At 55.4% G+C, this 18,749-nt stretch carries 19 protein-coding genes; 9 read left to right on the top strand and 10 right to left on the bottom strand.

Going from position 1 to position 18,749, the window contains the following annotated elements:
• Position 1: 1 nt before the first annotated feature.
• The 3 genes from Q4501_RS06710 (at position 2) to Q4501_RS06700 (ending at position 2,216) form a co-directional block, all read left to right on the top strand.
• Positions 2 to 451, top strand: a complete 450-nt coding sequence (locus Q4501_RS06710) for a group 1 truncated hemoglobin (protein WP_303595274.1) — start codon at positions 2 to 4, stop codon at positions 449 to 451.
• Positions 452 to 518: 67 nt separating this feature from the next.
• Positions 519 to 749: a DUF1653 domain-containing protein gene (locus tag Q4501_RS06705; protein ID WP_303595272.1), complete on the top strand. Its 231-nt coding sequence runs from the start codon at positions 519 to 521 to the stop codon at positions 747 to 749.
• Positions 750 to 893: 144 nt separating this feature from the next.
• Complete coding sequence (locus tag Q4501_RS06700; protein ID WP_303595271.1) at positions 894 to 2,216, top strand: Na+/H+ antiporter family protein; 1,323 nt, start codon at positions 894 to 896, stop codon at positions 2,214 to 2,216.
• 429 nt (positions 2,217 to 2,645) lie between these two features.
• Here Q4501_RS06700 and Q4501_RS06695 read toward each other — a convergent pair whose 3' ends face one another.
• Together Q4501_RS06695 and prlC are read right to left on the bottom strand one after the other, a co-directional pair.
• Positions 2,646 to 2,900, bottom strand: a complete 255-nt coding sequence (locus Q4501_RS06695; RefSeq protein ID WP_303595270.1) for a YheV family putative zinc ribbon protein — start codon at positions 2,898 to 2,900, stop codon at positions 2,646 to 2,648.
• A gap of 57 nt (positions 2,901 to 2,957) precedes the next feature.
• Positions 2,958 to 5,003, bottom strand: coding sequence for an oligopeptidase A (gene prlC / locus Q4501_RS06690; RefSeq protein ID WP_303595268.1), 2,046 nt, complete (start codon positions 5,001 to 5,003; stop codon positions 2,958 to 2,960).
• 222 nt (positions 5,004 to 5,225) lie between these two features.
• Between prlC and Q4501_RS06685 the strand changes: the two genes are divergently transcribed.
• Entirely contained in the window at positions 5,226 to 5,762 is a 537-nt protein-coding gene (locus Q4501_RS06685) for a gamma carbonic anhydrase family protein (RefSeq protein WP_303595496.1), read from the top strand.
• An 85-nt stretch (positions 5,763 to 5,847) separates the two neighbouring features.
• Entirely contained in the window at positions 5,848 to 7,395 is a 1,548-nt protein-coding gene (locus Q4501_RS06680; RefSeq protein ID WP_303595494.1) for a sulfatase, read from the top strand.
• Between the two features lie 8 nt (positions 7,396 to 7,403).
• Here the strand turns inward: Q4501_RS06680 and Q4501_RS06675 are convergent, their stop codons facing one another.
• From Q4501_RS06675 to Q4501_RS06640, 8 genes are all read right to left on the bottom strand, one after another.
• Positions 7,404 to 7,703, bottom strand: coding sequence for a PA4642 family protein (locus Q4501_RS06675; RefSeq protein ID WP_303595266.1), 300 nt, complete (start codon positions 7,701 to 7,703; stop codon positions 7,404 to 7,406).
• Positions 7,704 to 7,735: 32 nt separating this feature from the next.
• A complete protein-coding gene (locus tag Q4501_RS06670) occupies positions 7,736 to 8,569 on the bottom strand; it encodes a flagellar motor protein MotB (protein WP_303595265.1) in 834 nt (277 codons plus the stop codon).
• A gap of 4 nt (positions 8,570 to 8,573) precedes the next feature.
• Entirely contained in the window at positions 8,574 to 9,347 is a 774-nt protein-coding gene (locus Q4501_RS06665; RefSeq protein WP_303595264.1) for a MotA/TolQ/ExbB proton channel family protein, read from the bottom strand.
• A gap of 55 nt (positions 9,348 to 9,402) precedes the next feature.
• On the bottom strand, positions 9,403 to 10,230 hold the full coding sequence (aroE, locus tag Q4501_RS06660) for a shikimate dehydrogenase (RefSeq protein ID WP_303595263.1): 828 nt from the start codon (positions 10,228 to 10,230) through the stop codon (positions 9,403 to 9,405).
• A 3-nt stretch (positions 10,231 to 10,233) separates the two neighbouring features.
• Entirely contained in the window at positions 10,234 to 11,169 is a 936-nt protein-coding gene (gene hemF / locus Q4501_RS06655) for an oxygen-dependent coproporphyrinogen oxidase (protein WP_303595261.1), read from the bottom strand.
• 8 nt (positions 11,170 to 11,177) lie between these two features.
• Positions 11,178 to 11,750 carry an L-threonylcarbamoyladenylate synthase gene (locus Q4501_RS06650; protein ID WP_303595259.1) on the bottom strand — a complete coding sequence of 191 codons (573 nt, stop codon included), beginning with the start codon at positions 11,748 to 11,750 and terminating at the stop codon, positions 11,178 to 11,180.
• 44 nt (positions 11,751 to 11,794) lie between these two features.
• Positions 11,795 to 12,949: a DNA-processing protein DprA gene (gene dprA, locus Q4501_RS06645; protein ID WP_303595257.1), complete on the bottom strand. Its 1,155-nt coding sequence runs from the start codon at positions 12,947 to 12,949 to the stop codon at positions 11,795 to 11,797.
• Positions 12,950 to 13,016: 67 nt separating this feature from the next.
• Complete coding sequence (locus Q4501_RS06640; protein ID WP_303595255.1) at positions 13,017 to 14,036, bottom strand: LysM peptidoglycan-binding domain-containing protein; 1,020 nt, start codon at positions 14,034 to 14,036, stop codon at positions 13,017 to 13,019.
• A gap of 408 nt (positions 14,037 to 14,444) precedes the next feature.
• On the opposite strand from Q4501_RS06640, the gene def reads away from it, so the two are divergent.
• The 4 genes from def to trkA all read left to right on the top strand — a co-directional run bounded on the left by def (position 14,445) and on the right by trkA (position 18,664).
• Complete coding sequence (gene def / locus Q4501_RS06635; protein WP_303595253.1) at positions 14,445 to 14,948, top strand: peptide deformylase; 504 nt, start codon at positions 14,445 to 14,447, stop codon at positions 14,946 to 14,948.
• Between the two features lie 95 nt (positions 14,949 to 15,043).
• Positions 15,044 to 15,979 (top strand): methionyl-tRNA formyltransferase, encoded by a 936-nt coding sequence (gene fmt, locus Q4501_RS06630; protein ID WP_303595251.1) that lies wholly within the window; start codon positions 15,044 to 15,046, stop codon positions 15,977 to 15,979.
• 1 nt (position 15,980) lies between these two features.
• Positions 15,981 to 17,291 (top strand): 16S rRNA (cytosine(967)-C(5))-methyltransferase RsmB, encoded by a 1,311-nt coding sequence (gene rsmB / locus Q4501_RS06625; RefSeq protein ID WP_303595249.1) that lies wholly within the window; start codon positions 15,981 to 15,983, stop codon positions 17,289 to 17,291.
• On the top strand, positions 17,288 to 18,664 hold the full coding sequence (gene trkA, locus Q4501_RS06620) for a Trk system potassium transporter TrkA (RefSeq protein WP_303595247.1): 1,377 nt from the start codon (positions 17,288 to 17,290) through the stop codon (positions 18,662 to 18,664). The genes rsmB and trkA overlap by 4 nt, the downstream gene beginning before the upstream one ends.
• Positions 18,665 to 18,749: the final 85 nt, after the last annotated feature.

The raw sequence follows: 18,749 nt of genomic DNA, 5'->3' as shown, positions 1-18,749 counted from the left end.
AATGCGCCCGAGCAAAACAAAGATGTATATGGCCGCACTCATGATTATGGCAAGCCTCCTTGCAGGCGGTTGCCAGAGCCTTCACAACGAGTCGGACAACAGCCTGTACCTGCAGCTGGGTGAACGCGCCGGTATCGCCGACGTGGTAGAAGACCTGCTTTACCTTATCGTGGACGACGAACGCATTAATGAGCAGTTCAAGGGTATGGACGTTGCGCAGTTTCATCGCAACCTTACCGATCAGCTGTGTGAGCTCAGTGGCGGCCCCTGTAAGTATACCGGGCGTGAAATGCGCGAGTTGCATGCAGCTATGGGGATTACAGATACCCAGTTTAACGCTCTTGCAGAAAACCTTATTCTGGCCATGGAAGACAACAATATACCAACAGCCGCACAGAACCGTCTGATCAAGCGACTATTACCTCTTTACCCGGATATTCGCCATCTATGACAATCGGAACGACCAAAAGTCAGAAACAACCAGAATCGGGAATGACATGACGAGGCACGATACCGGAATGACTGAAAAAAAGAACGAGATCCGCCCCGGCCGCTATCGGCACTATAAGGGCAAAGATTACGAAGTAATCGACATTGCCCGCCACAGCGAAACCGAAGAAAAACTGGTGGTCTATCGCTGTCTGTACGGCGACTACAGCCTCTGGGTCCGCCCCCTCAGCATGTTCCGCGAAACCGTAAACCTTGCAGGAGAGCAGGTCCCACGTTTCGCACGTATTGATAAAGCCTGACCATTACACAAGACCTTTGACTAAGCCTGACCATTACACAAGACCTTTGACTAAGCCTGCCAATTACTGCAAATTACCGCGCTTTCATGATTCCCGCCTTCGCAAGAGGGCGGGATAACCCACTACGCGTACCCGGAGTCTTCCATGAATGCCGTTGTTGCCGCGGTGCTGATCATGCTCGTATTGAGCCTGGCCCGCATCCACGTTGTTGTTGCCCTTATCGTAGGTGCCGTCTCTGGTGGCCTTATCGCCGGAATGTCGCTGGAAGCCACCATTGAAGCCTTTAACAACGGCCTCGGCGGCGGTGCTACCGTCGCGCTTTCCTATGCAACCCTCGGCGCCTTCGCGGTTGCTATCGGCAAATCCGGACTGGCCCACGCTCTGGCAGACAAAACCCTCGCCATGGTCGGCCAGCAGGAAAACAACGCGGCGGCCAAAAGCGTGCGCTACCTGATCATCGGCGTGCTGATCCTGATTGCTCTGTCGTCACAGAACATCCTGCCTATCCACATTGCATTCATCCCGCTGGTCGTTCCGCCCATGCTCTACGTGATGGCCAAACTGAAAATGGATCGCCGGCTCGTTGCCTGTGCGCTCACCTTCGGTTTGATCACCCCTTACATGTTCCTGCCCATCGGCTTCGGCAGTATTTACCTGAACGACATCCTGATGGCCAAAATCAGCACCAACGGCGGCGAAACAGAAGGCCTGAGTGTTATGCACGCCATGGCGCTGCCAGCTCTGGGTATGCTGTGTGGCCTTCTGGTTGCAGTGTTCTTTACCTACCGCGGCGAACGTGAATACGATCTGGAAGCCATTACCCGCACTGAGCGCGTAAACGTGTCTTACAGCTCTGGCACGCTGATCATGGCCGTTATTGCCATTGTGGTTGCCTTCGTGGTTCAGCTCTGGCTCGGCTCAATGATTCTGGGGGCGCTGGCAGGCTTCCTGCTATTCAACCTTTCTGGCGTAGTGAAGTGGAAAGAAGCTGACGATCTGTTTACGGAAGGCATGAAGATGTTGGCCATGATCGGCTTCATAATGATCGCTGCTTCGGGTTTTGCTGAGGTAATGCGCGAAACCGGTGAGATCGCAACTCTGGTGCAAAGTTCGGTAGACGTGATTGGCAGCAACAAACCCATGGCCGCGCTACTGATGCTGGTTGTTGGCCTGATGATCACAATGGGGATTGGCTCATCCTTCTCCACCATCCCTATCATTGCAGCCCTTTACGTGCCCCTGGCACTGGAAATGGGCTTTAGCTCCCTGGCTATCGTTGCCCTCGTCGGCACCGCCGGCGCACTGGGCGATGCTGGCTCCCCTGCCTCCGACTCCACCCTAGGCCCCACCGCCGGCCTGAACGTAGACGGCCAGCACAACCACATCTGGGATTCTGTGGTGCCCACGTTCCTGCACTACAATCTGCCGTTGCTCGGATTTGGGTGGTTGGCGGCTATGGTTCTCTGACTTTGGCGTTGCCTTCTTGTCTCGTAGCCTGCTGGTTTAGGGGCTAGGAGGTCACGGGGGTACTTTTCTTATGAAAAAAAGCAACTCGCTTCGCTCAGACATCTTTTTTTCGCCAGAAAAGTACCCCCGCACCCTCTGAGCAAACAGTACAGATATCTCCGGGGAAATACGGGGAGGACGAGCGTTCTCTGAAACACTGTATTGCCAGTCAGCACCTGACACTGAAAACGTAGAACCAAACCGAACTGAATTGAACGTCCTTATCTTTTAAATCGCGTATCCATGCAGTGGGAACAAGAGGGTGTGGGGAGATGTTTTTCTGCCGGGAAAAAAATGTTTGAGCGCAGCGAGTTGTTTTTTCCCGGCAGAAAAATATATCGCCGCGACCTCGTACTCCCCTCAAATCACAGGCTTCAGTCTTAAAAGTTCCTAGTCCTCAGAAGACCCGGCCTTAAAAAAAACAACCTGCTTAACCGTATGATCATCCTCATTGCCGCGCTTATTAACCCGGGTCTCCAACTCAGGCTCTGCAGGCTTTCCGGCATCCGATACCGCATCGGTAAAACCGCAAGCCACACACTCGCGAATCTGCTCACCGTCATCGTCGGTAAACATCTTGATCTTGTCCATCTCCGCACAGCGGGGACAAACCGCACCGGCTATAAAACGTTTCGGGCTTGCCATAATGTATCTCCACAATGGAATCTCCGGTGGCTTTAACGACCACCGGAGAGGATTGGATCAGGCCGCTTCGTTTGTGATGCCGGTTTGCTTCAACAGAGCATCCACCTGAGGCTCACGGCCGCGGAACGCCTTGAACAGCTCCATCGGCTCCTGTGATCCGCCTTTTTCCAGAATGTTCTGCAGGAACGCACGCCCGGTTTCCGAGTCGAAGATGCCCTTTTCCTCGAACAGCGAGAAGGCATCTGCAGCCAGCACTTCCGCCCACTTGTAGCTGTAATAGCCTGCCGCGTAACCGCCGGCGAAGATGTGCGAGAAAGCGTTCGGAAAACGGTTGAATTCCGGAGCTTCCACCACGGCGATGGTTTCGCGCACTTTGCGGTGCATGTGCAGCGGATTGGTCGGGACTTCTTCCGTGAACTCCGCATGCAGGCGGAAATCGAACAGGGAGAATTCCAGCTGTCGCACCATGGCCATGCCTGACTGGAAGTTCTTGGCCGCCAATAGTTTCTGCAGCAGATCTTCCGGTAAAGGCTCTCCCGTTTCGTAATGGCTGGCAATCAGTGCCAAAGAATCCGGATTCCAGCACCAGTTTTCCAGGAACTGACTGGGCAGCTCCACCGCATCCCAGGCCACGCCGTTGATGCCGGACACATCCATGACTTCCACCTGGGTCAGCATGTGATGCAATCCGTGGCCAAACTCGTGGAACAGGGTAGTTACTTCGTCGTGGGTGAGCAGCGACGGTTTGCCGTTCACCGGCGGCGTGAAGTTACAGGTCAGGAAAGCCACCGGCAATTGCAAGGTGCCGCGCTGATTGCGCCAGCGCACCCGACAGTCTGCCATCCATGCTCCACCGCGCTTGCCTTGGCGGGCAAACAGGTCGAAGTAAAACCAGGCAATCGGCTCGCCGTTACGGCTGATGCAGTAGGCGGTGGCGTCTTCGTGCCAGGTTTCTACCTCAGGCTTCGCTTCAATCTGTATGTCGAACAGCTTTTCCGCCACCTTGAACAGACCCGGCACAACCTTGTCCGCCGGGAACCAGGGACGAAGGGTTTCAGGCGAGATATCGTAGCGTTGCTGGCGAAGTTTCTCGCTGTAGTAGCCGACATCCCAGGCATTCAGGTCATCAAGGCCGTGTTCGTCTTTGGCAAACGCCTTGAGCTCGGCAAAATCCTTCTCAGCAACGGGTTTGGATTTTGCTGCCAGCTCCGTAAGAAAGTTCAGCACCTCATCGGAGTCCCTGGCCATTTTGGTGGCCAATGAGCGCTCCGCATAATTATTGAAGCCCAGCAGTTTGGCCAGGGCATGGCGGCGCTTGAGAATTTCGGCCATCACCTGGGTGTTATCCCAGGTTCCGGCATCTGGCCCTACGTCGGATGCCCGGGTGACAAAAGCTTCGTATACTTCGCGGCGCAGCTCACGGTTGTCGCCGTAGGTCATAACCGGAAAGAAGCTGGGGAAGTCCAGGGTGATCACGTAGCCATCGAGTTCTTTCTGGCTAGCGGCCTGTTTGGCACCGTCGATGGCAGATTCCGGTAGGCCGGCGAGTTCTTCTATATCCGTGATGTGTTTAAACCAGTGCTGAGTGGCATCCAGTACATTGTCGCTGAACCGGTTGGTCAGTTCTGCCAGCTCCCGGGACAGGGCCGCATACTGCTTTTTCTGCTCGTCCGGCAGGTCTACGCCACCAAGATGAAAGTCTCTCAAGGTGTTATCAACTGCTTTTCGCTGGGCTTCGCTCAACTCGCTGAAATCATCCCTTGCTGCAAGCTTTTTGTAGGCCTCACAGAGGGCGGCATTCTGGCTGACTTCCGTACCGTACTCGGTAAGCTTTTCCAGGCAGTTTTTGTAGACTTTGCGCAGGTCGTCGTTGTTCATGACACCATTCAGGTGCGAGATCACCGACCAGGCATTGCTGAGCCGGTTATCAAGAGCCTGCATAGGCTGCGCCAGAGTGTCCCAGTCAGGATCTTCGTTCTGGGCCAGGCTCGCAATCTTCATTCGGTTTTCGCTGAGAATCTGGTCAATGGCCGTTTCCATATGCTCGGTGCGGATATGGTCAAACTTTGGCAGCAAATCATCTGTCAGCAACGGGTTATTCATGGATCCCCTTCTCAGCAATGAGTTGGTAAAGTAGCGTGACACGAGTAACGCTTAGCTATTGGGCCCGGAAATGGAGTCCGGATGGAAGCCCTTTCCAAAACACGCCGTGAATACCTCCCTGTAGGCTCGGCTCCGCCATCCATGGCTCCGCACGGTTTTGGAAAGGGCTTCCATCCGGACTCCCCGATCTCGGGGAGTAATCTCATCTATCGAGTATATGTAATGACGAATGTACGTTCTCACAAGGGTACCACGCCAAATTTCGGAGCACGCACTCTGGTGGATCCCAGTGCCGTGGTTATCGGCGATGTCAAAACCGGTGATGATTGCTCCATCTGGCCGATGACTGTGGTGCGCGGGGATATGCACAAGATTCGCATTGGCGACCGCTGCAGTATTCAGGACGGCTCTGTGCTTCATATTACCCACGCCAGTGATTATAACCCCGGTGGTTATCCGCTAATTCTGGGCGATGACGTTACCGTGGGGCATAAGGCGTTATTGCACGGCTGCACGATTGGCAGCAGGGTGCTGGTAGGTATGGGTTGCATTATCATGGATGGCGCAACCGTAGAAGATGAGGTGATTGTTGCCGCTGGCTGCCTGGTGCCCCCAGGGAAAACGCTCGAGTCCGGCCACCTTTACGTGGGTTCTCCCTGTAAAAAGGCGAGAGCACTCTCGGAGAATGAACGTAGTTTCTTTGCATATACCGCTGCAAATTATGTACGCCTCAAAGATGAGTATCTTTCCGAGGCCTGAGCGCACGACCCGAACGGTGGTCTGAACAGCAGTCCCACGCCGTATACCTTCTATCCGCGAACCCTGGTGGAGAACGTGCGTTGTGATGCTGTTCTGGTTGTTGCTTCTTAACAGTCTGCTTCTGATCCCGGCTATCGCCTTGCCGGGAGCCATGCCTTGGCTTTCGATTGAAGCAATCGCTCTCTGGGCGCTGCTTTGCCTGTTGCCGCGCCGCGGCCGCCAGAATCGATTTACGATAACCCTGGCGGTCATTTACAGCTCTCTGGCTTTCCTGGTTTTGGTGGATGCGCTGGTTCGCGAGAGTCTGGGTCGGGGGCTGAATCTGTATCTGGAAGCAGGGTTGCTGGGCGCTGCCTGGAATCTTCTGGAGACCAATCTGGGTTCAGTGATAGCGGTTCTGACTCTGCTGCTTCTCGTGGGCTTTCTGACAAGTCTGGGGTGGCTGTTCCATGTATGCCTGAAACGTATTCAGTATCACTCATCGGCGGGCTTCGGCAAGCCACTGTTGTTTGTGAGCGGCCTGGTCATGGCAGGCGCGATAACACCCTTTATCGGTAGTCCGGCGTTGGCATTCATGGCCAACCAGGCATCCCTGATGACCTATACCCACCAGACGACTGAAGCTTTTGTCGAGCAACTCCAGAATCAGCCGGAGGCGAGCCGAACCGCCCAACCACTCACACAGTTGGCCGGCAGGGATGTCATCCTCGGCTTTATTGAATCCTATGGTATATCTACCCTGACGGATGATCGCTATCGCATGCTGATCAACCAGCGCCTGGAGTTAATGGAGCAGGAACTGGATTCCGCAGGCCTGACCATTGTGACCGGGCGGCTGCAATCTCCTGTACAAGGTGGGCAGTCATGGCTTGGACATCTCTCAGTGCTCAGCGGGCAATGGATTGAAAATCAGCTCGCCTACGAGACCCTCCTCAGCAGCAACTACCCCACGCTGGTCGACGACTTTCGCGGCACCGGCCATAAAACTGTGGCAGTGATGCCGGCCATTACTCGAGCCTGGCCCGAGGGCCGGCTTCTCCGGTACGAGTATATCTATGATCATGACAATATGGGTTATCGGGGGCCTGCCTTCAACTGGGTGACCATGCCGGATCAATACACCTGGCGCTGGCTGCAGCAACTGCGCGAGCGCACGCCCGAGCCCTTGCTTGTCGAACTTGCGCTGATCAGCAGCCATGCTCCCTGGGTTCCTGTTCTGCCGGTTCTCGCTGATTGGGAGGCTATTGGCGACGGAGAAGTTTTCGAGCGCTGGAGAGGTGCGGGAGAAGCACCCGCGTCGCTTTGGCGTGATACCGAACGCGTCCGCGACCACTATGGCAAGGCAATAGACTATGCCCTGAACGTTGCCAGTAATTTCGCAACCAGGTATGTAGAAGAGAACACACTGATGATCATTCTTGGCGACCACCAACCCGCCCCACTGATAACCGGCGAGAACGCCAGCCCGGATGTCATCGTTCACATCATCAGCGGAGATCCCGGGCTGGTTACACCCTTTCTTTCCGGAGAGCTGCCGGGATTCCAGCCCGGCACCAGGCCAGACCTTCAGGCTACCGGTGCACCCATGAACCAATTACGGCCATTTCTGCACAAGCACTTTGGCAACCCCTGAAATCGACCTCAAGAACTTTTTGTGGCTCCCGCGTTTTTCAGGACGCGGGCATAATCCTGGCTTTTATGATGCTCGCTGACTCTGTCCAGTATGGTTTCGCCGGTTTCATTCACCGCGTTGAGATCCCGACCCGCGTCCACGAAGAAGCCCACAAACCGTTCGAAATCGCCGGCTACCATAGCCTGGTAAGCTTTTAGCAGCGTATTGTAATCCGAGCCCTCACCTTCGGGTGGAGCCACCAGAAAGCTTTTTACGCGCTCGTCACTCCACTCTTCACCGATGACTTTGGGCTTATCCGGACCGCTCATATTCACACTCTCCTTATTCAGGAATTTTCTATTCAGGGCAGAATCTCCACCGGCAGGTCTCCGGTGGAGATGGATTCGTCGCACTCGGGGTCGCGAATGGCTATTTCCACCCGACGGTTCAGTGCTCGGTTTTCCGCCGTATCGTTTGCTGCAAGGGGGTTTGTTTCCGCACGGCCAGCTGCGACGACGCGCTCAGCGGGCACCTGTTGACTCATGACAAGCTCGTGCACAACAGATACCGCCCGTGCCGCGGAAAGGTCCCAGTTGGAGCGATAACGGCTACTGGAAATGGGCCTGTCATCTGTATAACCGGAAACCAGCACATCACCGGTACAGCCCGCCAGCACACCAACTACCCGCTCAATAATAGGAATCATCTCCGGTTTAATGGCAGCCTCCCCGGAGCGGAAGGTTGCTTCTTCCGAGAAGCGGATCACCACTTTATCTTTATCGTAGTTTACGCTCAAAGCCCCGGAGGCCACTTCACTCTCCAGTTCACCGATCATTCTGCTGGCCAGATCTATGACGCCACTGGAGATAACCGTATCAGCGGAGTCCGGCGCACGCTCATCGATAAACTCAGGTTCCCGCACCTGCGTTTCTGTGGGTTCTGGCAGGGATACGGTGTCTGATTCCACCAAAGTAATTGGCGAACCGCCAATGTTGTCAGACAGCACATTGGCAGAACCAAAAGCCACGGACATGGAGTTCGCCATAGCTTTGTATTTTTCGATGTCCATTTCCGCGAATGATAACAACAGAATAAAAAACGTCAGCAACAGCGTTGCAAGATCGGCAAAGGTAACGATCCACGCAGGCGTCTGGTTTTTTTGCCGCGGCTTGCTGGCTTTCCGGAGCGTTTGCAAAGCTTCAGACCTCCCGCTCCGGCACCAGAGCTCTGCGCTGATCTGGCGTTACAAACGAGGAAAGCATTTCTGTCATCACCCTCGGATTTTCCCCGCGCATGATGTTGCGCATGGAGGTGATAATCAGAACCTGATTGCGGCTTTCATCTTCGGCCTTGAGCTGAAGCTTGTCTGCCAGAGGAAGCGCTATCAACTGGGCGATGAAAGCGCCGTAGAGTGTTGTCAGCAAGGCAATCGCCATAGCCGGGCCGATAGAGGAGGGGTCATCCAGCGAGTTAAGCATCTGCACCAGACCCACCAGAGTGCCCAGCATGCCAATAGCCGGCGCAGACTCGCCAATGCCCCGGAAGACCCGCTCAGCGACTTCGTAGCGCTCTGCCATCTGCTGGGATTCCTGAGCCAGCGCCTCCTCAACCAGTTCCGGTGGATGGCCATCCACACACAGATTGATGGCTTTTTGCAGGAACTCATTGCCGGTCCGATGATTTTCCAGGCCCAGAACACCCTCTTTCCGAACGACCAGAGCCAGCGCCCCCGCTTCGCGGATCAGCTCCGTAGGTCGTTCGACCCTGTCAGTAAACGCAGCGCTCATAGCCAGACGGAAGGCGCTCATCACGGAGGATAGCCGGAACTTTATGAGCGTTACCGCAAAGGTGCCGCCAATAACAATGGCCAGGCCCGGCAGATTGAGAAAGGTCAGAATTGAAGCGTTTGCCAGCATCGCCAGAATAACAATCAGAATACCGGCGACAAGCCCTACGAGGGTAAGAATGTCCATATATAGCCCTTATGGATTATGGTCTCTGTGACTGGTCTGGCTGCGAAGTACGATTTTAGTCATTCCGCAATGTATCAATAACCGGCGCTGTTTCCGGGTACACGCCCCGCCAGACCCGGAACGACTCGGCTGCCTGTTCAACCAGCATTCCCAAACCATCAAATACCTCGACAGCACCGTTATCCAGAGCCCACTGGTTAAACGTAGTGGTCTGCAAAGAATACATCATGTCATAGACGACTGTGCCAGCCGCGATCACATTTGCACGAAGGGGTGGCAAGTCACCCTGCAGGCTCGCACTGGTGCCATTAACAATGACGTCGAATGGCTGATCCGGCTCATCGAATCCGCAGGCACTCAGATCGGCAGCGCCGGCCTCATCGGCAAACAGGGCGAGCAGTGCGTCGGCTTTAGCCACAGTACGATTAGCAATCTTCAGGCTGGCGGGTTTTTGTGCCAGCAGTGGGCCCAGAACGCCACGCACGGCACCACCTGCGCCCAGAACCAGTATCCGGGCACCTTCGAGCTTAACGCCATGGTTGCTCATCAGATCCCGAACCAGCCCACAGCCATCGGTATTGTCGGCTACCAGTTGCCCTTCACTGTTGTGATACAAGGTGTTGGCTGCGCCCGCCTTTTCAGCTCTGGTAGTACGGCTTTCCGCCAGTCGCCAGGCCTGCTCCTTGAAGGGAACCGTGACATTAAGACCCTTGCCGCCACCCTCAAAGAATTGGCGAACCGTTGTCGTGAAATCATCAAGGGGCGCCTGAATTGCGGTGTATTCCACCGGCTCACCGGTTTGAGAGGCAAACAAACTGTGAATTCTCGGTGATTTGCTGTGGCCTATCGGGTGTCCGACCACCGCATAAAGATCATTGCTCATAATCTACCCCTCTTGCGATGTGTTATCTGTCAACCAGTCCCGACCGGTAAGAAAGTGCTCCGTCAAGCGCGCCTCTTCGCTGCCCGCTTCCGGTACCCGGCTGTAATCCCAACGCACCAGGGGTGGCAGCGACATCAGAATGGATTCTGTGCGCCCGCCAGATTGCAGGCCGAACAGGGTGCCGCGGTCATAAACCAGGTTGAACTCAACGTAGCGGCCGCGCCGGTAAAGCTGAAAATCGCGCTCGCGCTCACCATATGCCTGGTCCATCCGGCGCCTTACAATGGGCTCGTAAGCTTCAATATAACTGTTACCCACGGATTTCATCAGCCCGAAATCCTTCTCGAAATCGCCGGTGTTGTGATCATCGAAGAAAAGCCCGCCAACGCCTCTTGGCTCGTCTCTGTGGCGCAAATAGAAATAGTCATCGCACCAGTTTTTGTAACGACGGTAGGTATCTTCGCCAAACGGCGCACACGCAGCTTCAGCAGTCTTATGCCAGTGCACACAATCCTCATCAAAACCGTAATAGGGTGTGAGGTCGTAGCCACCACCAAACCAGTAAACCGGTTCGCCATTCTTGGGCGTGGCGATAAAGAACCGCACGTTCGCGTGAGAGGTTGGCACGTACGGGTTGTTCGGGTGGATCACCAGAGAGACACCCATAGCCTGCCAGGGCGCACCAGCCAGATGAGGCCGGTGTGCCGTGGCTGAGGCAGGCATGGTATCGCCCATCACATGGGAGAAATTGACCCCACCTTTTTCGAAAACTCGGCCATCGCTGATAACGCGGCTTACACCACCGCCGCCCTCCGGGCGATCCCAGGCGTCGCGAACGAACTCTGCACCGCCCTCCAGCGCCTCAAGGCGCTGGCATATGCTCTCCTGCAAGCCAAGCAGATACTGTTTAACCGCATGAATATCCGGTTGCTGTGGCATGGATTCTCCTAACGAAGCTGTTCGCCGCTGACAATATCAATAATACGGCTGGGTTTCTGGTTACCGCCAAGTGCGCCCGGCACTATCTGGTCGAGCCGGTCATCAAAGTAATGGCGAACCTGCTGGGCGTCACGGGCGGGGTCCTGCCCGGCAGGATTGCACGAGGTGGAGACCAGAGGCATGCCGGCGCTTTCGCACAGGGCTTTAACCACGGGGTGCTCACTGACTCTGACAGCAATAGAGCTGTGACTGCCACGCACCCACTCAGGAATCTGTTTGTTCACATCAGGCAACAAACAGGTCACAGGGCCGGGCCAGTGGCTCAGAGCTGTCTGCTGAAGCTCTTCGGGCAAAGGGTCGAGCAGAAAGCGAACCTGTTCCACAGACGCCGCTACCAGAATCAGGCCTTTTTCCACCGGGCGGTTCTTGAGTTCAAGAATGCGTGTTACTGCCTGAAGGTTCCAGGGGTCACATCCAAGACCCCAGACAGCCTCGGTCGGATAGGCGATAACACCGCCTTGCAGAATTGTACTGCGGGCAAGCTGTAACTGCTGATCATTTAAAGGATTTTGCACAGCCATGTTGATTTAGTCAGACCAAAACGAAATAAATCATCACACCAGGCTCAGGCGATTTTCTGGAAACCTCCGGGTGCAGAACTCACCAAGCCTTCAAGCTCCAGTAGCAGCAGAGACTGAACGAGTTGATCGGCCGGAAGACCGGTTGCTGAACACAGTGCATCAGTTGATTGGGGATCATACCCTAATGCCTCAAACACCGCGATTTCCCGGTTGTCCAGTGCAGCCAAAGGGCCAGCATCCCGGCTTTCAGCCCCAGGCTGAATGCCAGACTGCTCTGGCAATTCGCGAACGGCAGGCAGTGACCAACAGGCGCCAAGTTCTTCCAGGATATCGTCAACCGTATCGACCAGCCGTGCGCCCTGCTTTATGAGATGGTGACAGCCACGGGCTACCGGGCTGTGAATGGACCCCGGAATGGCAAACACTTCGCGCCCCTGCTCCAGGGCCATTCTCGCGGTAATCAGAGAACCGCTTTTCAAACCAGCTTCAACCACCAGAATGCCACGACTCAGGCCGCTGATAATACGGTTACGCTGAGGAAAGTGAGCAGCTCTGGCGGGCGTACCGGGCGGATATTCGGATACCATCAGGCCATGTTCGATAACCCGATCACCAAGCCGACGATGCTGGTTCGGGTAAATTCGGTCAAGGCCACACCCGATAACGGCGATTGTCGCGTATCCCGCATCCAGGGCCCCAGCGTGGGCCGCGCCGTCAACACCCAGCGCCAGGCCACTGGTTACCAGCAGGTTCCGGTTGCTCAGTTCTGCAGCAAAGCGTCGGGCGTGATCCAACCCCGCAGGGGTGGCGTTGCGACTGCCAATAATGCCAATCTGCTCATAGCACAACAGCCTCGGATCACCTCGGGTATACAACACCAGTGGCGCATCATGAATGTGCCTCAGTACATCCGGATAATCAGGGTGTTGCCAGTTCACGGTACCTATGCCATGCCGCTCACAAGCCACCAGGATCTGCTGGACGGTTTTTACAGAGCTATCGGCTTCATTTTGCTGTTGCCACGCCAGAATTGCCGCAACCGTTTCAGCATGCAGGCCCTGAGCCCGGAGCGTTGCAGGATTTCTCGTGAGAAGGTCAGTGAGATCGGGGGTTGTCGCAAGCATCGCCCGCCGACGGGCACGCCCGAATTTGGGCAAACAGGTAAGAAATAACCACTGCGCAGAAGGAGAGGAAAACACGGCATCATCCTTGGAAATAACAAAACCGGGCCTTCCTGGCCCGGCTTTCGGTTAACCGCCTAAGGGATCAGGGATTGGTGACTTTGTCGCCAACCGATAGTGCCCTTGTCGCCTGCAATACCAGGCCGTAGCTCATTTTTTCGTATACCTGGAATACCATCAGCAAGCCAGCTCTCTCGGAAGGCAGTTCGACGGTTTCGTTGGTAACCGGGTCACGCACCAGGTTGCCGCTTTTCAGAATGGCCATCACATTGCCAGCTTCCAGCCCTTCACGGCTGCCCCGGTTGATCGCAACCACATTGTATTGACCAATTTGAGTAACACCTCCATCCACGGAGATCATTTTGCCTTCGATCTTCTCGCTGGGGGAGCTAGGCGTAAAACTGGTGGTCAGGCGGCGATCTTCATTGACCAGCAGGCGATCACCGACACGCACCTCTTCACTGGAGCTTGTCAGATCTACAGTCAGAACATCACCGTTTTCTGCAGCCACATCGCCACGGGCTATGCTGCGCGCCTCCAGACCCAGAAACTCTCCGGTATCCGGATCAACAAATTCTGTGCTGCGACGGAATACACCCACTTTATCCGCAGGCTTTTCGCCTCGGGCATACACCCGGTCACCAGCGCCATTAACAATGCGACCGTCTACGCCTTCAAGAACATAAGGCGCTTCATTGATCAGCTCAGGGCTGACAATGCGAGTATCGGTCAGGAAACTGCTGATAGCATCGAGAGGGATTGCGGGAATGGGTGTATCGATCCGCTCCGAGCGAATCTCCGGTGACAACTTCACAACACCGTTGTTGGACGCCACCTTCGTGAGCCGGGGCTTGCCGTCGATGTAAACGAGAGCGAGACGATCACCCGGGTAAATCAGGTGAGGGTTGGCTACCTGCGGGTTAACGTGCCAGATTTCAGGCCAGTACCACGGGTTGCTCAGAAATCGCCCTGAAATGTCCCAGAGAGTATCACCCTTTACAACAGTGTAACGCTCAGGGTGGTCAGGCCGCAGTTCTGGTGCAGCTTGAGCCCAGGAGGTTGCTAGCAGCATAGTGGCCGCCAGAGCGTACAGCAGTTTCCTCATTGTCTAAGTCCTTGATCGCGTGCCTTGAATCTGTGAGTTCTGGTAAGGATGCAGCCAGTTGTCTGCAGCTTATTACGTTGCTATGCAAGTTACTATAGAAGAAGTCTCGCAAATTGTGATGTTATCTTTTGTTCTTCCAGTAAATTCTATGCCATTTCCAAAAGATTTTAACTATTGCCTGATCAGTTTGTACTCAATCGGCGAATTGTTGGATAATGTACCGAAAGAGGCGTCACGCCGCCCATATTAATGTGAAAGGAACAATTTGCGCAGTACGCTGTCGCATTTCAGAGATCGCTTTCACACGGTTACAAAAGACAACGTTAAAAGTTCGGCACAACCATTAGTCATAAAAGGGTGCCAGCCCGAAACACTGGCATTCGTCATACAGGCCAAAGTACGAGCACTATGATACTAGATATTCTCGAATACCCTGATCCCCGTCTTCGCACCATCGCCAAGCCGGTTGATGAACTGACAGACGCCGACCGCAAGCTGATCGACGACATGTTCGAGACCATGTACGATGCGCCCGGCATTGGTCTGGCGGCCACACAGGTGGACGTTCACAAACAGATCATCGTTATGGATCTGTCTGAAGACAAGAGTGAACCCCTGGTGTTCGTCAATCCGCAGGTTGAAGTGCTCGATGGCGAACGTGAACCCATGCAGGAAGGCTGCCTTTCTGTGCCTGGCTTTTATGAAGACGTTGAACGGATTGAGCACTGCATGATCCGTGCACTGGACCGGGACGGAAAGCCGTTTGAAATTGAAGCCCGAGGCCTTCTTGCTGTCTGCATTCAGCACGAAATGGATCACCTGAACGGCAAGCTGTTTGTCGACTACCTCAGCAACCTCAAGCGCAACCGCATACGCAAGAAGCTGGAAAAGCTTCACAAGCAAAGTGCGTGATCAATGCCTGAACGGCGTTTGATGATTGTATAGAAAGTATCGGACCGGGCCTTGGCCCGGTCTTTTCGTATTCAACGAATCAGAGACCCAACACCGTGCGACTCGTTTTTGCCGGCACTCCGGATTTCGCAGCAAGCGCCCTGAAAGCGCTACTGGGCACCCATCACACCATCGTGGGCGTATACTCCCAGCCTGACCGACCCGCCGGCCGTGGCCGCAAACTCCAGCCCAGCCCGGTCAAACAGGTTGCTCTGGACAACAGCATCCCGGTATTCCAGCCAGAAACCCTGAGAACCCCGGAAGCACAGCAGGAACTGGCAAACCTACAGCCGGATGTGATGATCGTTGCGGCCTACGGGCTGATTTTGCCCCAGGCAGTGCTGGAAATCCCCGCCCATGGTTGCCTTAACATTCACGCCTCGCTGTTGCCCCGATGGCGCGGCGCGGCGCCCATTCAACGCGCTATTGCCGCCGGCGATAAAGAAACCGGCATTACCATCATGCAAATGGACAAAGGCCTGGATACCGGCGCCATGTTGCTGAAATCCCGAACCGCGATTGAAGCCTCCGATACCGGCGGCAGCCTTCACGACCGCCTTGCTGAATTGGGTGGCGACGCCATTATTGAAGCCTTGACCCAGCTCGAGAGCAGCAAGCTAATTGGTGAAACCCAGAATGACGGGGATGCCTGCTACGCCCACAAACTTTCAAAAGAAGAAGGTCACATTGATTGGTCGCAAGACGCTCCGGCCATCGAGCGATTGATTCGTGCCTTCAACCCCTGGCCTGGCACTTATACCGATCTGGAGCAGCAACGCCTGCGGATCCACGAAGCCACGGCCATCGACGAGCAGAGCCAGAAGCCGCCAGGAACCGTGTTAAAGCGGGAGCGGGAAGGTATTGATGTTGCCTGTGGCACCGGCACTTTGCGCATCAACCGACTACAATTGCCGGGGTCCCGCGCCCAAAGCGTCAACGACCTGATTAATGGCGGCAAACAATTGCTGTTGCCCGGACAGGAGCTGCGCTGACATGGACCGCTATGATCAACTTGATCAACCGATGCGCGCCGTTGCGGCCAATGTGCTGATGGCGGTGGAAAACGGTGAGTCTTTGTCCCAGTGCCTGCCGCCGGCTCTGCAGCAACTTGCGCCAAATGAGCGCCCGGCACTGCAAGCACTCTGCTACGGCACTTGTCGTTGGTTTCACCGCCTCGACAGTGAGCTGAACAGTCGACTGAAAAGCCCTGTAAAGAAGCAGGATCGCGTTGTTCATCATCTGATGCTGGTCGCTCTGTTCCAGTTGCGCTTCAGCCAGCAGGCCACCTACGCCATCCTGAACGAATCCGTAGAAGCCTGTCGCGCCCTCGACAAGCCACATCTCACCGGTCTGGTGAATGGTGTTTTGCGTTCTGCCGAGCGCGAAGGTGCGCCCGAGCCGGCAAATGATGCCAGCCGCTTCAGCCATCCCGCCTGGATGGTGGAAAAGTTACGCCATAACTGGCCAGACCATTGGCAGCAGATTCTTGAAGCCAATAACGCCCAGGCGCCCATGACATTGAGGGTGAACGCGCTTCGTTTTACCCGCGATGAATATCTCGCGCTGTTAAACGACGCAGGTATTGAAGCGACCGCGACCTCCTTTGCACCTCAGGGTATTCAGCTTGCCCGGCCGGTTCAGGTTGACCAGCTACCCTGGTTTGCCGACGGCGCGGTCAGCGTTCAGGACGAAGCCGCACAGCTCTGCACGACGCTGCTGGACCTTGCGCCGGGCCAAAGGGTTCTGGACGCCTGCGCAGCGCCAGGCGGGAAGACCTGCGCCATTCTTGAAAGCCAGGCAGAGCTTGCCGAAGTCGTAGCGATCGACGAGTCGGCGGCGCGGCTACCCCGGGTTCAGGAAAACCTCGACCGGTTGGATTTGCACGCAAGCTTGCTGCAAGCAGATGCTGCGGACACCGAACAGTGGTGGGACGGCCAGGCCTTCGACCGCATTCTGCTGGATGTTCCCTGCAGCGCCAGCGGCGTTATCCGCCGCCACCCTGACATCAAACTCCTGCGCCGGGAAACCGATGTTGTGCCCCTGGCGGCTATACAACTCGGACTGCTGGAAGCTATGTGGTCTGTACTCAAGCCGGGCGGTCGCCTGGTCTACGCGACCTGTTCCGTGTTCCCCCAGGAAAACCACCGTATAATCCAGCGGTTCCTTAAACAGCAAAACACCGCCGTTCTTATTGAGCCAGAGGTTCAATGGGGTCGAAACATGGGCGCGGGGCGACAGCTTCTCCCCGATCCAACCAGCCATGACGGCTTTTTCTATGCCGTACTGGAGAAACCTGAATCATGAAGATCCTGATCCTCGGCGCCGGCCAGGTCGGCGGCACACTGGCAGAAAATCTGGCCAATGAAGCCAATGATATAACGGTCATCGACACTGACGCGGTGCGGCTACGCGAACTGCAGGATCGGCTCGACATTCGCACGGTTCAGGGCATGGCCTCTTATCCAACGGTATTAAGCCAGGCTAATGCCGAAGACGCCGACATGCTGATTGCTGTTACCAACAGCGATGAAACCAACATGGTTGCTTGTCAGATTGCGAGCATTCTGTACAACACACCCACGAAAATCAGCCGCGTGCGAGCCAGCGCCTACATATCCAATAACAAGCTTTTCCAGAAAGAAGGCGGCTTTCCGATTGACGTCATGATCAGCCCGGAGCACCTGGTTACCCGGCATATCACGCGGCTGATTGAATATCCGGGCGCCTTGCAGGTACTGGAATTCTCCAAGGGCCTGGTCCGGCTAGTGGCCATTCGCGCCACAGAGGGCGGCCCACTGGTCGGGCGCGAGCTGTCTTATTTCCGTATGCACATGCCCAAAATTGATACCCGGGTGGCAGCTATTTTCCGCAAAGATCACGCCATCATGCCAAAGGGCGATACGGTGATTGAGGATGGCGATGAAGTGTTTTTCATCGCCGGTGCCGACCACATTCGCTCGGTAATGAGTGAACTGCAACCCTTGGTTAAAAACTACAAACGCATTTTTATATGCGGCGGCGGCAACATAGGTCAGCGCCTGGCTCACACTCTCGAAAACCGCTATCAGGTCAAGCTGTTGGAGCGCGACCGTGAACGCTGTGTTCTGCTTTCTGAAAGCCTGCGCAAAACGGTTGTGCTTGAAGGTAATGCTGCGGACAAAGACATACTGCTGGAAGAAAACATCGAAAACACCGATGTGTTCTGCGCCGTTACCAACGATGATGAAGCCAATATCATGGCATCCTTGCTGGCCAAGCGTCTGGGTGCCCGCAAGGTGTTCACGCTGATCAACAACCCGGACTATGTGGATCTGATCCAGGGCGGCGAGATTGATGTCGCTATTTCCCCTCAGCAAACCACCATCGGCAGCTTGCTCACCCATGTACGGCGAGGCGACGTTGTGAACGTTCACTCTCTCCGCAGGGGCGCTGCCGAGGCCATCGAGGCAATTGCCCATGGCGATCACAAATCTTCCAAGGTAATCGGCAGGCGGCTGGATGAAATCAACCTGCCCCAGGGTGCGACCATAGGTGCGATCGTCCGCCATAACGAAGTACTGATCGCTCACGACCACCTCCGGGTGCAACCGGATGATCATGTCATCCTGTTCCTGGTAGACAAATCCCGGGTGCGGGAAGTTGAAAAGCTCTTCTCCGTGGGGCTTACGTTCTTCTAGTTCAAAATCAAGAGCATAAAGACTACTTAGAAATACCGGTTTGGCGCGCGTATAATGCGCCTTTTTTCAGAATGACCCTCTTGCG

The organism is Marinobacter sp. 2_MG-2023 (assembly GCF_030546935.1).
Taxonomy (GTDB): domain Bacteria; phylum Pseudomonadota; class Gammaproteobacteria; order Pseudomonadales; family Oleiphilaceae; genus Marinobacter.
Note: the sequence above shows the minus strand (reverse complement) of the source record. Positions and strands in the feature narration are given on the sequence as shown.